The sequence below is a fragment of the Sphingomonas citricola genome, from assembly GCF_019429535.1.
GTDB lineage: Bacteria > Pseudomonadota > Alphaproteobacteria > Sphingomonadales > Sphingomonadaceae > Sphingomonas > Sphingomonas citricola.
Genome location: NZ_JAHXZM010000003.1, coordinates 249,537 through 262,586, shown reverse-complemented (window position 1 = coordinate 262,586; position 13,050 = coordinate 249,537). Strand labels below are relative to the sequence as shown.

Annotated in this window: 14 protein-coding genes; 11 read left to right on the top strand and 3 right to left on the bottom strand. The window is 66.6% G+C overall.

Features of this window, described 5'->3' with window-relative positions; translation table 11 throughout:
* Window positions 1–70 precede the first annotated feature (70 nt).
* Entirely contained in the window at window positions 71–1,855 is a 1,785-nt protein-coding gene (locus tag KZ810_RS08935) for a cation:proton antiporter domain-containing protein (RefSeq protein WP_219768745.1), read from the bottom strand.
* Between the two features lie 28 nt (window positions 1,856–1,883).
* On the opposite strand from KZ810_RS08935, the gene KZ810_RS08930 reads away from it, so the two are divergent.
* Window positions 1,884–2,387 carry a hypothetical protein gene (locus tag KZ810_RS08930; RefSeq protein ID WP_219768744.1) on the top strand — a complete coding sequence of 168 codons (504 nt, stop codon included), beginning with the start codon at window positions 1,884–1,886 and terminating at the stop codon, window positions 2,385–2,387.
* Window positions 2,388–2,425: 38 nt separating this feature from the next.
* Here KZ810_RS08930 and KZ810_RS08925 read toward each other — a convergent pair whose 3' ends face one another.
* Entirely contained in the window at window positions 2,426–3,646 is a 1,221-nt protein-coding gene (locus KZ810_RS08925) for an NADP-dependent isocitrate dehydrogenase (RefSeq protein ID WP_219768743.1), read from the bottom strand.
* A 155-nt stretch (window positions 3,647–3,801) separates the two neighbouring features.
* Between KZ810_RS08925 and KZ810_RS08920 the strand changes: the two genes are divergently transcribed.
* Together KZ810_RS08920 and KZ810_RS08915 are read left to right on the top strand one after the other, a co-directional pair.
* Window positions 3,802–4,524: a phosphatidylserine decarboxylase gene (locus KZ810_RS08920; protein WP_219768742.1), complete on the top strand. Its 723-nt coding sequence runs from the start codon at window positions 3,802–3,804 to the stop codon at window positions 4,522–4,524.
* 2 nt (window positions 4,525–4,526) lie between these two features.
* Window positions 4,527–5,324, top strand: a complete 798-nt coding sequence (locus KZ810_RS08915; protein ID WP_219768741.1) for a CDP-alcohol phosphatidyltransferase family protein — start codon at window positions 4,527–4,529, stop codon at window positions 5,322–5,324.
* Here KZ810_RS08915 and KZ810_RS08910 read toward each other — a convergent pair.
* A complete protein-coding gene (locus tag KZ810_RS08910) occupies window positions 5,266–5,499 on the bottom strand; it encodes a hypothetical protein (protein WP_219768740.1) in 234 nt (77 codons plus the stop codon). The two genes, KZ810_RS08915 and KZ810_RS08910, sit on opposite strands and share 59 nt — an antisense overlap.
* 315 nt (window positions 5,500–5,814) lie before the next feature.
* Here KZ810_RS08910 and rpsB point away from each other — a divergent pair, with 315 nt between their 5' ends.
* From rpsB to rseP, 8 genes are all read left to right on the top strand, one after another.
* A complete protein-coding gene (rpsB, locus tag KZ810_RS08905) occupies window positions 5,815–6,636 on the top strand; it encodes a 30S ribosomal protein S2 (protein ID WP_219768738.1) in 822 nt (273 codons plus the stop codon).
* A gap of 162 nt (window positions 6,637–6,798) precedes the next feature.
* Complete coding sequence (tsf, locus tag KZ810_RS08900; protein ID WP_219768736.1) at window positions 6,799–7,734, top strand: translation elongation factor Ts; 936 nt, start codon at window positions 6,799–6,801, stop codon at window positions 7,732–7,734.
* A 143-nt stretch (window positions 7,735–7,877) separates the two neighbouring features.
* Complete coding sequence (gene pyrH, locus KZ810_RS08895; RefSeq protein ID WP_219768734.1) at window positions 7,878–8,606, top strand: UMP kinase; 729 nt, start codon at window positions 7,878–7,880, stop codon at window positions 8,604–8,606.
* Between the two features lie 3 nt (window positions 8,607–8,609).
* The gene (gene frr / locus KZ810_RS08890; protein WP_219768732.1) at window positions 8,610–9,167 is read left to right on the top strand and encodes a ribosome recycling factor; all 558 of its coding nucleotides are present in this window, start codon (window positions 8,610–8,612) and stop codon (window positions 9,165–9,167) included.
* Between the two features lie 22 nt (window positions 9,168–9,189).
* Window positions 9,190–9,930, top strand: coding sequence for an isoprenyl transferase (locus KZ810_RS08885; RefSeq protein WP_219768730.1), 741 nt, complete (start codon window positions 9,190–9,192; stop codon window positions 9,928–9,930).
* A 47-nt stretch (window positions 9,931–9,977) separates the two neighbouring features.
* Window positions 9,978–10,718, top strand: a complete 741-nt coding sequence (locus KZ810_RS08880) for a phosphatidate cytidylyltransferase (RefSeq protein ID WP_219769059.1) — start codon at window positions 9,978–9,980, stop codon at window positions 10,716–10,718.
* A complete protein-coding gene (locus KZ810_RS08875) occupies window positions 10,718–11,875 on the top strand; it encodes a 1-deoxy-D-xylulose-5-phosphate reductoisomerase (protein WP_219768728.1) in 1,158 nt (385 codons plus the stop codon). The genes KZ810_RS08880 and KZ810_RS08875 overlap by 1 nt, the downstream gene beginning before the upstream one ends.
* A complete protein-coding gene (gene rseP, locus KZ810_RS08870) occupies window positions 11,872–13,005 on the top strand; it encodes an RIP metalloprotease RseP (protein ID WP_219768726.1) in 1,134 nt (377 codons plus the stop codon). Before KZ810_RS08875 ends, rseP begins: the two co-directional genes overlap by 4 nt.
* Window positions 13,006–13,050: the final 45 nt, after the last annotated feature.

Genomic DNA, 13,050 nt, shown 5'->3' with positions numbered 1-13,050 from the left:
ACCTAGGGATGGTTTCGGGCATAAACGTGACATGGGTCGGGTAGGATGCGTGGTCGATCCGTTCGCGTGATCAGCCCGCATTCATGGCATCGATCTCGGCACGGCTGCGGATACGGCGGATGCGCGGTTCGCGTGACATCTGCGCCTCGGCGCGAATGTCGTTGCGCAGCTCGTCGCGCTTCTCGTGAATTGAAGCGATAACCGGACCCATCGGCGCGCCCAGTTCGACCAGCACCGCCTCCGACAATTGCAGCGAACTCTCCAGCGTCTCGGGCACCGCCTCGGTGACGCCGGCGCGGTACAGCTCGGCGGCGTGACCCGGATCACGCGCGCGCGCGATGATGGGCAGGTCGGCGAACTGCGCGCGCACCTGCCGCGTCAGGCGCACGGTCAGCACCGGATCGTCCATCGTCAGGATCAACGCGCGCGCGCGGGCGAGGTCCAGCCGGTCGACCAGTTCGCGGCGGACGATGTCGCCGAAGACGACGCTGTGCCCGTCGGCGCGCGCGCGGGTGACGGCGTCGATATCGGCCTCGATTGCCAGATACGGTCGGTCATGACGCGACAGCATGTCGGCAACGAGTTCGCCGACGCGTCCGAACCCGATGATGATCGTGCGGCCGTCGTCGGGGGCGGGGATGTCCTCGACTGGCGCGCGCCGTTCGATCCGTCGCGAAATCGCACGGCCCAGAAGTGCGAGCAACGGCGTGATCGTCAGCCCGATCGCGGTCACCGTCTGCCAGAAGGTCGCGGTGGAGGGCAAAATAAGCCGCGCCTGGGCCGCCGTTGCGAGCACGATCAGCGTCGTCTCGGACGGGCTGCCCATAAGCAGGCCCGTCTCCGCCGCGACGCCGCGGCGCGCGTTGGCGATGCGGAGCAGCAGCGCGGTCACGACAGCCTTGGTCAGCACGACGCCGAGGACCGCGAGCAGCAGCGACGGCCAATTGGCGAGGATCAGCCGCAGGTCGACGCTCATGCCGACCGTGATCAGGAACACGCCGAGAGCAAGCCCCTGGAACGGCTTGGTGATGACCTCGACCTCGCTGTGATATTCGGTTTCCGCAATCAGCAGGCCGGCGAGCAGCGCGCCGACGATCGGCGACAGCCCCGCGGCGGTGGTCGCGACGCTGGCGACGATGACGACCAACAGCGAGGCGGCGAGGAACAGTTCGGGGCTCTTGGTCCGCGCGGCCTGCGCGAACAACCGCGGCAGGACGAAACGACCGCCGCCGTAGATCGCGACCACGGTCAGCCCGCCGCGTAGCGCCACGCCGCCAATTTCGCCCCAGCCGCCGTCACCCGCGCTCGGCGCCATTGCGCCCAAAGCAAAGATGATCGGTACGAGCGCCAGATCTTCGAACAACAGCATCGCGAACGCGCCGCGTCCAACGGGGCTGGTCGTGCCGACGAGCGGCAGGACGAGCGCGGTGGACGACAGCGACAAAGCGAGCCCGAGCCCCGCCGCGCCCGCCCACGGCTGTCCGAGCAGATGGAGCGCGGTCGCGATCAGCGCCGCCGATCCGAGCAATTGCGCCGCACCGGTACCGAATACGAGCTGCCGCATCGACCACAGACGCCGGAACGACAGCTCCAGCCCGATCGAGAACAGCAGCAGTACGATCCCGAACTCGGCGAACGGCTCGATCGCGTCGGGGTCCGAGATGGTGACGTAGTATAGCCATGGGAACGCCTTCGTCAGCGAGCCGAGGCCCGCCGGTCCGACCAACGCGCCGACGAGGATGAAGCCAATCACCGGACTGATGCGGAACCGCGCGAACGCCGGAATGACGAGCCCCGCCGCGCCCAACACGACGAGCGCGTCCGAGAAGCCTTCGTTTTCCAGTCCAATCGCCATCTAGGCACCTTGGCGGATGTGGGCGGGGATGTCAGGCGACAAACGCAATCACTTCGTTAGCGTCGCCCACATTCAGGGGACTTGTGCGCGCATGCCAATACAAACGCCTCGTCGCGCGTGGTCGCTATGGCTGATCGGCCTGGCCTTCGCATTGGTCGTGATACCGCTCATCAATTATCACGGGACTCTGTACTATGCCGAAGGCGGTACTAGCCCGGATGGTCCGGCGATGCTCCTTGCCGCGAGCATCGTCACGTTACCGGTCTGGGGTGGCGCTTGGCTGCTGTTCGTTGCCTGTTACCTCATCAGCTATCGCGGTGGCACGCCTTTGACGGATATGCGAGCAGGAACCGTGATCGGCGCTATACTAACGATCGTCGCGCTAGCAGCGTCGATCTTCTTCATCTGGTCGGCGTTCGCGCTTGTGAACTTCCGGGATCCGACCCGACTACCTATTGTAATCCATCTGATCGCATGCGCGATCTACGTTCAATATCTCCGCGCCGCAGCAATCGCGCGATCACGACGATGATGGAGAGGCGGACTGTCATCCAGCCCGCCTCGACCGGATCAGGCCCAGGTCGCCATCTTGTTCTCGAGGTTCTGGCGCACGGCCTCGAAGAACTGCTCGGTAGTCATCCACTTCTGGTCGGGGCCGATCAGGATCGCGAGATCCTTCGTCATGTCGCCGTTCTCAACCGTCTCGATGCAGACCTGCTCCAACGTCTCGGCGAAGCGGGTGACATCGGGGGTGCCGTCAAACTGGCCGCGATACTTGAGGCCGCCGGTCCAAGCGAAGATCGACGCGATCGGGTTGGTCGAGGTCGCCTTGCCCTGCTGGTGCTGGCGGTAGTGGCGCGTGACGGTCCCGTGCGCGGCCTCGGCCTCGATCGTCTTGCCGTCGGGGGTCATCAGCACCGAGGTCATCAGGCCGAGCGAGCCGAACCCCTGCGCGACCTGATCCGACTGGACGTCGCCGTCGTAGTTCTTGCACGCCCACACGAACTCGCCATTCCACTTGAGCGCCGAGGCAACCATGTCGTCGATCAGGCGGTGCTCGTAGACGATGCCGCGGGCGGCGAACTGGTCCTTGAATTCTGCCTCGAAGATCTCGGCGAACAGGTCCTTGAAGCGGCCGTCATAGGCCTTCAGGATCGTGTTCTTGGTCGAGAGATACAGCGGCCAGCCGCGACCCAGCGAATAGTTCATGCTGGCGCGCGCGAAGTCGCGGATCGACTGGTCGAGGTTGTACATCCCCATCGCGACGCCGCCTTCCGGGAAGTCGAACACTTCGCGCTCGATCACCTGGCCGTCCGTGCCTTCCCACTTCATCGTCAGCTTGCCCGCACCGGGTACGACGAAGTCGGTCGCCTTGTACTGGTCGCCGAACGCGTGACGGCCAACGACGATCGGGTGGGTCCAGCCCGGGATCAGGCGGGGGACGTTCTTGATCACGATCGGCTCGCGGAAGATCACGCCGCCCAGGATGTTGCGGATCGTGCCGTTGGGCGATCGCCACATCTTCTTGAGGCCGAATTCCTCGACGCGCGCCTCGTCGGGGGTGATCGTCGCGCACTTTACCGCGACGCCGTACTTCTGCGTCGCCTTCGCGCTGTCGATCGTCACCTGATCGTCGGTTGCGTCGCGGTGCTCGATGCCGAGGTCGTAATAATCGAGCTCGATGTCGAGATACGGCTTGATCAGGCGCTCGCGGATCCACTCCCAGATAATCCGCGTCATCTCGTCGCCGTCGATCTCCACGACGGGCGTCTTCACCTTGATCTTGGCCATATTCTCTCTTCCTGTGGGAGGGGTTGCGCCAGCGCATAGAAAGGGCGGGGGCAGGGATCAAGCGCGTGCCGCCCGCAGCCGCACGGTGACACGAAAAGCACGCGCCACGACACGGCGCGTTGTCAGCGCGGTTCACCGACGATAGACCCACCCGCATGTCATCATTGCAGAAGCCCCCGGTGGGCACGTCCACGGTCAAGTGGCGCTTTCCCGCCGTCCACCCCGAGGGGCAGAAATTCACCGCCATCGCGTTCGGCATCACCCTGCTCGCGACGATCGTCACCAAGGTGCTGTTCTGGCCGCTGCTGGGCGTGACGCTGTGGGTAGCGGCGTTCTTTCGCGACCCCGTGCGCACAACCCCGATCGGCGACGACCTCGTCGTGTCGCCCGCCGATGGGCTTATCACGATGATCGAGCGCGTGCCGGTGCCGCGCGAGTTGGTCGGCGAACTGGGCGCCGAGCCGATGGTCCGCGTGTCGGTGTTCATGTCGGTGTTCGACGTCCACATCAACCGGACGCCGATCGCGGGGATCGTGCGGCAGGTGGTCTATATCTCGGGCAAGTTCCTGAACGCCGATCTCGACAAGGCGTCGGAGGAGAACGAGCGGCAGCATTTCGTCGTCGAGGGACACGACGGCCGCCGGATCGGCTTCACGCAGATCGCGGGCCTGGTCGCGCGGCGGATCGTCGGGTTCGTCAAGGTCGGCGACATCGTCGCGGTAGGCCAGCGCGTCGGCCTGATCCGCTTCGGTAGCCGCGTCGACGTGTTCCTGCCCGAGGGATGCGTCCCGCAGGTCGCGCTCGGCCAGCGCGCGATCGCTGGCGAGACGGTGCTCGGCCGGTTCGGTGGCGCCAGCGTGACCGGGGTCGCGCAGTAACGATGCGCGCTGCTCGTCCGCTTCGTCGCCCGCGCGGGCTCCCGCTGCGCGCGGTCGCGCCGAATGCGGTGACCGCACTGGCGCTCTGCTCTGGTCTGTCGGGCATCCGCTTCGCGATCCAGCAGAACTGGGCGATGGCGGTGGCGATGGTGCTGCTCGCCGGCGTGCTCGACGGGCTGGACGGACGCGTCGCGCGGATGCTGCGCGGCGAGAGCCGGTTCGGCGCCGAACTCGATTCGCTCAGCGACGCGATCTCATTCGGCGTGTCGCCCGCGCTGATTCTGTATCTTTGGTCGCTATCGACCTTGCCGCGCTTCGGCTGGACCGCTGCGCTCATGCTCGCCGTGTTCTGCGCGCTGCGACTCGCCCGGTTCAACGCGGCGATCGATGCCGACGATCAACCGCACAAATCGGCGGGGTTCCTGACCGGCGCGCCCGCGCCGGCGGGCGCGGGCCTGTCGCTGTTGCCGATGTTCCTGTGGTTCGCGACCGATCAGGCGGTATTTCGCTCACCATACCTGGTGGCGCCGTGGACGGCGTTCATCGCGATCCTGATGGTGTCGAGCGTCGCGACGTTCTCGTGGTCATCGCTGCGGTTGCGGCGCAAAGTCCGGTTCGAGGCGATCGCGATTGTCGTGGTAATCGGGGCAGCCGCCGTGTCGGCACCGTGGGAAACCGTATCGCTGCTGTGTGTCGGCTACCTGCTCGCACTGCCATTCAGCATCGCGAGCTACGCGCGCGTCAAGCGGCTTCGCGCTGCTGCCACGTTGGGCGAGCCGATGCCGATGACCAGCGCCTGACCGCGATCCGGTTCTCGGCGCGCACAAGCGTGGCGAGCGGTTCGAAACGATGCTGCGGGCGTCCGGCGAGTGCGTCCATAATCTTGCCGGCATTCGGAATGACCGTCGAGACAAGCGCATAGAGGGCACTCGCCGTTGCGCCGCCGAAGACCAAAACATCAAGTACGATCAGCATGTTCGCCTCCCTTAATCCGTACGCGAACTCAACGTCGGCCAACCTTCATCACGTAGATTAAGTTCCCCACCATGCGTCCGTTTCGGGCGAATTGGCGTTAAACACGTGACACCTAAATCGAGTTCGCGTTCTGTTCCCGTATTTGTTCCTCCTCCGTTCCGCCGTCAAGCCAAATAGACGATTGAATTTTGGCGCAGAGACGGATAAGGAGCGCCTCCTCAATCCCACATGGGAAGCATCAACAACCGGTGCGCCGGGCTTCGAGCCTGCACGCGTCACACGCTTCCCAGCGGCTCAACCGGAAGGAATATGATTATGGCGGCACCTGTCGTCAGCATGCAGCAGCTTATCGAAACCGGCGCGCACTTCGGTCACCAGACCCACCGCTGGAACCCCAAGATGAAGCCGTACATCTTCGGCGATCGCAACGGCGTCCACATCATCGACTTGTCGCAGACCGTGCCGCTGTTCGCGCGCGCGCTCGAGTTCGTGTCGTCGACCGTCGCGGCCGGTGGCAAGGTTTTGTTCGTCGGCACCAAGCGTCAGGCGCAGGAGCCCGTCGCCGAGGCGGCGCGCCGCGCGGGCCAGCACTTCGTCAACCACCGCTGGCTGGGCGGCATGCTCACCAACTGGAAGACGATCAGCAACTCGATCAAGCGTTTGAAGGCGCTCGAGGAGCAGCTGTCGGGCAACACCGCGGGTCTGACCAAGAAGGAAGTGCTTCAGCTGACGCGCGAGCGCGACAAGCTCGAGATGTCGCTGGGCGGCATCCGCGACATGGGCGGCATTCCGGACGTGATGTTCGTGATCGACGCCAACAAGGAAGAGCTCGCGATCAAGGAAGCCAACACGCTGGGCATCCCGGTCGTCGGCATTCTCGATTCGAACGTCTCGCCCGACGGCATCGCGTTCCCGGTGCCCGCGAACGATGACGCGGCGCGTGCGATCCGTCTCTACTGCGAGGCGGTGGCGATCGCGGCGACCCGCGGCAACCAGCAGCAGCAGGCGCGCAGCGGTGCCGACATGGGCGCGATGATCGAGCCGCCGTCGGAGGAAGCGATCCAGGGCGCCGACGCCCCGATCGACACTGACGTCAACGCCGAGGGCAACACGATGGCGGCTGCCGCCCAGGCATAAGCCGTACGCGGATCGGCCCGGTACGCACCGCGCGACCGGGCCGGTGACGTGCAACTGTCACGGAGGCTGCCTATGTGGCGGCCTTCGCTTGTTTCATCGCTCATGTCCGCCGCGCCACGCGCGGACGCCGGAGCGACCAACCACATTCGAGGGACCAGAACGATGGCCGACATCACCGCTTCGATGGTGAAGGACCTGCGCGAGAAGAGCGGCGCGGGCATGATGGACTGCAAGAAGGCGCTGAACGAGACCGCAGGCGACACGGACGCCGCACTCGACTGGCTGCGTACCAAGGGCCTCGCGGCTGCGCAGAAGAAGTCGAGCCGCACTGCGGCGGAGGGTCTGGTCGGCGTCGCCGTGTCGGGCACCAAGGGTGCGGCGGTCGAGGTCAATTCCGAAACTGACTTCGTCGCGAAGAATGACCAGTTCCAGAACTTCGTGCGCGAAGTGACGCAGATCGCGCTCAGCACCGGCGACGACGTCGAGGCGATCAAGGCCGCGTCGATGCCGTCGGGGACGACCGTCGCCGAGGCGCTGACCAACAACGTCGCGACGATCGGCGAGCACCAGTCGATCCGCCGTGCGCGCAAGCTCGAAGTGTCGCAGGGCGCAGTCGTCGCTTATGTCCATAACCAGCAGTCGCCGGGTCTGGGCAAGATCGGCGTGCTCGTCGCGCTCGAGAGCGCGGCGAACGACGAGGCGCTCCAGGCGCTCGGCAAGAGCCTGGCGATGCACATCGCGGCCGCCTTCCCGAAGGCGCTGAACGAGGGTGACCTCGACGAGGCCGAGATCGAGCGCGAGCGCGCGATCGCGACGGAGAAGGCCGGCGAGAGCGGCAAGCCCGCCGACATCATCGCCAAGATGGTCGAAGGTTCGATCGCCAAGTACCGCAAGGAGCACGCGCTGGTCAGCCAGCTGTTCGTGATGGACGGGAAGACCAAGATCAGCGACGTCGTCGCCAAGGCGGGCAAGGATGCCGGCGCCGAGATCAAGCTGGTCGATTACGTCCGCTTCCAGCTCGGCGAAGGCATCGAGAAGGAGCAGTCGGACTTCGCCGCCGAGGTCGCGGCGGCATCGGGTGTTCCGCAGAACGCCTGACCCGTCACCCGGCGCGGTGAACGCGTTGTAAGAACCCGCCGCCCCGGTACCCGCCGGGGCGGCGGTTTGCGTATGGGGCGGGTTGCTCCGCCCTGACCGGACCTCTAAGGTCCGCCAGCCTTTCCCCAAACCATTCGGAATCGATGACCAAACCGCGCTACAACCGTATCCTGCTGAAATTGTCGGGCGAAGTATTGATGGGGGAGGGCGGTCTCGCGATCGATCCCACCGTCACCGCGCGCGTTGCCGAAGAGATCGCCGAGGTGAAGGCGCAGGGGTTCGAGCTGTGCGTCGTCGTGGGTGGCGGCAACATCTTCCGCGGAATCTCGGGCGCGGCGCGCGGCATGGAACGCGCAACCGGCGATTATATGGGGATGCTCGCGACCGTTATGAACGCGCTAGCGGTGCAGAACGCGCTGGAGCAGATCGGCGTCGACACGCGCGTCCAGTCGGCGATCCCGATGCAGTCGGTGTGCGAGCCGTTCGTGCGTCGCCGCGCGATGCGTCACCTGGAAAAGGGGCGCGTCGTGATCTTCGCCGCGGGCGTCGGCTCGCCGTTCTTCACCACCGACAGTGGGGCCGCGCTGCGCGCTGCCGAGATGAATTGCGATGCCCTGTTCAAGGGCACCAGCGTCGACGGTGTCTACGACGCCGACCCCAAGCAGGTGCCGACCGCCAAGCGTTACGAGACGATCGGGTACGACGAGGTGTTGTCGAAGAACCTGCGCGTCATGGACGCGAGTGCGGTGGCGCTGTGTCGCGATTCCAGCATCCCGATCGTCGTGTTCAACATCCGCGAGCACGGCAATTTCGCCGCCGTGCTGCACGGTGAGGGTGTGTCGACGATCGTTCAGTCCAACACGGAGAAGTAAGCCATGCCCGCGTATGACAAGGCCGATATTGAGCGCCGTATGAACGGCGCGGTCGAATCGCTGAAGGGCGATCTCGCCGGCCTGCGCACCGGTCGCGCTTCGACCTCGCTCCTCGATCCGGTCACGGTCGAGGTGTACGGCGCAAAGATGCCGCTCAATCAGGTCGCGACCGTCTCGGTGCCCGAGCCGCGGATGATCTCGGTCCAGGTGTGGGACAAGACCAACGTCGGCCCGGTCGAAAAGGCGATCCGGTCGGCCGGACTTGGGCTCAACCCGATCAACGACGGCCAGAACCTGCGCCTGCCGATCCCCGACCTGACCGAGGAGCGCCGCAAGGAGCTCGCGAAGCTCGCCGGGCAATATTCGGAGAAGGCCAAGATCGCGGTGCGCAACGTGCGGCGCGACGGGATGGACGCGCTCAAGACCGACGAGAAGAAGGGCGTCTTCTCCGAGGACGAGCGCAAGCGGCTGGAGGGCGAGGTGCAGAAGCTGACCGACGCGACCACCGCCGACATCGACAGCGTCTCGGCCGCGAAGGAAAAGGAAATTCTCGGCAAGTGAGCCAACGTCGGCATAGGGGGGGATGCTGATGGCGACGGCCGTCCAAACGCAGACCGCGGGGGGTGGCGCGGTGCCGCGCCACGTCGCCATCATCATGGACGGCAACGGTCGCTGGGCAAAAAAGCGCCTGCTGCCACGCGCGGCCGGGCACAAGGCGGGGGTCGAGGCGGTACGCGCGGTCACCCGCGCGGCGCGCGCGATGGGGATCGAGGCGCTGACGCTGTACGCCTTCTCGTCGGAGAACTGGCGGCGGCCGGCGGAGGAAGTGAGCGACCTGATGGGGCTGCTCAAATTCTTCATCCGCAACGACCTCGCCGAACTGGTGCGCGAGAACGTGCGGCTGCGCGTGCTCGGCGACTATACGCGCTTCTCGGGTGACGTCGTCGACCTGATCGACGACGCGCTGGCGCGCACCGCGGGCAACACCGGACCGATCCTGGCGATCGCGCTCAATTACGGCGCGCAGGCCGAACTGGTGCGCGCGGCGCAGGCGCTGGCGGTGCGGGCGCGTGACGGAGAACTCGATCCCGCAGCGATCGACATGGGATCGATCGAACGCGAGCTCGAGACGCGCGAGCTGCCCCCGCTCGACCTGATGATCCGCACGTCGGGCGAGCATCGCCTGTCGAATTTCCTGCTGTGGCAGGCGGCCTATGCCGAACTGCTGTTCGTCGACACCTTGTGGCCCGATTTCGGTGCGCGCGATCTCGCCGCCGCAGTCGAGGCGTTCGGCCAGCGGCAACGCCGCTTCGGTGGTCTGTGACCGCACCCAAGACCGCGCCGCGTCGATCCGAACTCGCGCTCAGGACGATGGCCGCCGCCGTGATGGCGGCGGTGGCGCTGATCGCGCTGGCGATCGGCGGGTTCGCCTATTGGCTGCTGATGGTCGTGATCGCGCTGTTCATGATGGCGGAATGGTCCGACCTGACCGCGACCCCCGCGCGTGAGAAGCGGCTGTCGCAATATGCGCTGTCGGTGCCGCTCGCGATCCTCGCGCCGATCGCGGCGGGGGCGAGCTTCCTCGCGCTCGGGCTGATCGCCGCCGCGTTCTTCTTCGTCGCGATCGTCACGCGGCGCACGTGGCTGGCGAGCGGCACGATCTATTGCGCGCTGCCGGTCCTCTCGCTCGTGCTGATCCGCGAGCAGGATCACGGGCTGCTCTTGTCGATCTGGGCGCTGGTGCTCGTCTGGATGACCGATATCGGCGCATTCTTCGCCGGCCGCGCGATCGGCGGGCCGAAGCTGGCGCCGCGGGTGAGCCCTAACAAGACCTGGGCCGGCCTGATCGGCGGGATCGTCGCCGCGACCGCGTTTGCGTTCGTGCTCCACGTCGGTTACGATCTTCCGCTCCGGCTGCTGCTCGCGACCCCGGTGCTGGGGGCGGTGGCGCAGGGGGGCGACCTGTTCGAGAGCTGGTTGAAGCGCCGCGCCGGCGTCAAGGATTCGGGCAACGTCCTGCCGGGGCATGGCGGCCTGCTCGACCGGCTGGACGGGCTGGTGCCGGTCGCGCCGCTCGCCGCATTGCTCGTCGTCGCGCCGATGATCGTCTGATGCGTACGGTCACGATTCTGGGGGCGACCGGTTCGGTCGGCACCTCGACGCTCGACCTGATCGAGCGGGAACCCGAGCGTTTCCGAGTCCGCGCGCTGACCGCCAATTGCGACGTCGGGCGCCTCGCCGCCGCCGCGATCCGCACGCGCGCCGAACTGGCAGTCGTCGCCGACGAGCGTTGCCTGGGCGACCTGCGCGACGCGCTCGCGGGGACCAACACGCAGGTCGCGAGCGGCGCGCAGGCGATCTGCGACGCGGCGGCCTTGGGCGCCGACTGGACGATGGGCGCGATCGTCGGTTGCGCCGGCCTCGGGCCGACGATGGCCGCGATCGAGGCGGGGGGCACAGTGGTGCTCGCCAATAAGGAACCGCTGGTGTCCGCGGGCGACCTGATCATGCAGGCCGCGGCGAGGCACGGCGCGACGCTGCTGCCCGCGGACAGCGAGCACAACGCGATCTATCAGTGTTTCGATTTCGCGCGCGCCGAGCGTGTGCGACGGATCATCCTGACCGCGAGCGGCGGGCCGTTCCGCGACGCGTCGCTCGATGAGATGGCGGCGGTCACGCGCGAGCAGGCGGTTACGCATCCTAATTGGTCGATGGGCGCCAAGATCTCGGTCGACAGCGCGACCATGATGAACAAGGGGCTCGAGCTAATCGAGGCCGCGCGGCTGTTCCCGGTACCGCACGAGCGGATCGAGATTGTCGTGCACCGCCAGTCGGTGATCCACTCGATGGTCGATTACGTCGACGGCTCGATGCTCGCGCAACTGGGGCCCAGCGACATGCGCGTGCCGATCGCGCACTGCCTCGCCTGGCCCGACCGGATGGCGACGCCGATGGCGCCGCTCGACCTGGTGAAGCTCGGCCGGCTCGATTTCGAAGCGCCCGATCCCGTTCGGTTTCGTTCGCTGGCGCTCGCGCGCGCGGCGCTGGAGGAGGGCGGTGCGCGGCCCGCGATCCTGAACGCGGCGAACGAGGTCGCGGTCGCGGCATTCCTCGCCGATCGCATCGGGTTTCTTGAAATCGCCGCAATCGTGGAAGATACCTTGAGCTGCTATGCTCCCGAGGCGCCAGAGACGCTCGACGCGGTGATCGCGATCGACGCGGAGGCGCGACGTATCGCGGGCGAGCGCGTAGAGGATTGCGTGGCTTGATCCAGACCCCCGGACTGCTGCTGACCATCCTGGCGTTCGCGCTGGTGATCGGCCCGCTCGTCTTCATCCACGAGATGGGGCATTATCTCGCGGGCCGCTGGTTCGGGGTGAAGGTCGAGGCGTTCTCGATCGGGTTCGGGCGTGAGATCGCGGGGTGGACCGACAAGCGCGGCACGCGTTGGAAAGTCGCCGCGCTGCCGCTCGGCGGCTATGTGAAGTTCGCGGGTGACATGACCGCGTCGGGCCGCAGCGATCCCGACTGGCTGCTGCTGCCCGCCGAGGAGCGCGCGCAGACGTTTCACGCAAAGCCCGTCTGGCAGCGCGCGATCATCGTGGCGGCGGGGCCCGTCATCAATTTCGTGCTCGCGATCCTGATCCTGGCGGGCTTCGCGCTCGCCTACGGCGACGCGCAGACGCCGGCGGTGGTGGGCGAGGCGATGCCGGGCACCGCCGCGGCGCAGGCGGGGCTGCGCGCGGGCGATCGGATCGAGGCGCTTGGCGGCCGTCACGTCGACACGTTCGAGGACATGGTGCGGTTCGTGAAGATCCGTGCGGGCGAGCGCGTGCGGATCGACTATGTTCGCGCCGATCAGCCGACGAGCGTCGAGACGGTGATCGGCACGCTGGAGCAACGCGACCGGTTCGGCAACGAATACAAGGTCGGGTTGCTCGGCATCGCGCCGACCAGCCCGGTCGTGCGACCGGTCGGCCTGTTCGAGGCACCGGTCGTCGCGGTGCGCCGCACCGGCGACATCCTGCAGATGATGGTGGAGACGGTCGGGCAGATCGTGTCCGGGCGTCGATCGGTCAAGGAATTGGGCGGGCCGCTCGCGATCGCCAAAGTATCTGGCGAGCAGATCACGCTTGGCTGGGACGCGTTCGTGTTCCTGCTCGCGCTCGTGTCCATCAATCTGGGGTTCATCAACCTGCTGCCAGTGCCGATGCTGGATGGGGGGCACCTGTTGTTCTATCTGATCGAGGCGATCAGGCGGAAACCGGTAGGCCCGGAAGCGCAGGAGTGGGCCTATCGCGGCGGATTGGCGGCGGTGCTGGCGTTGATGATGCTGGTGACGTTCAACGATCTCGGCAACTTCGGACTATGGCGGCACCTGGCCGGCTTGATCGGCTGAACCAAGTGTTGCAGGGCGGGCGCGGCCCGGGAGCGCAACGGGTTT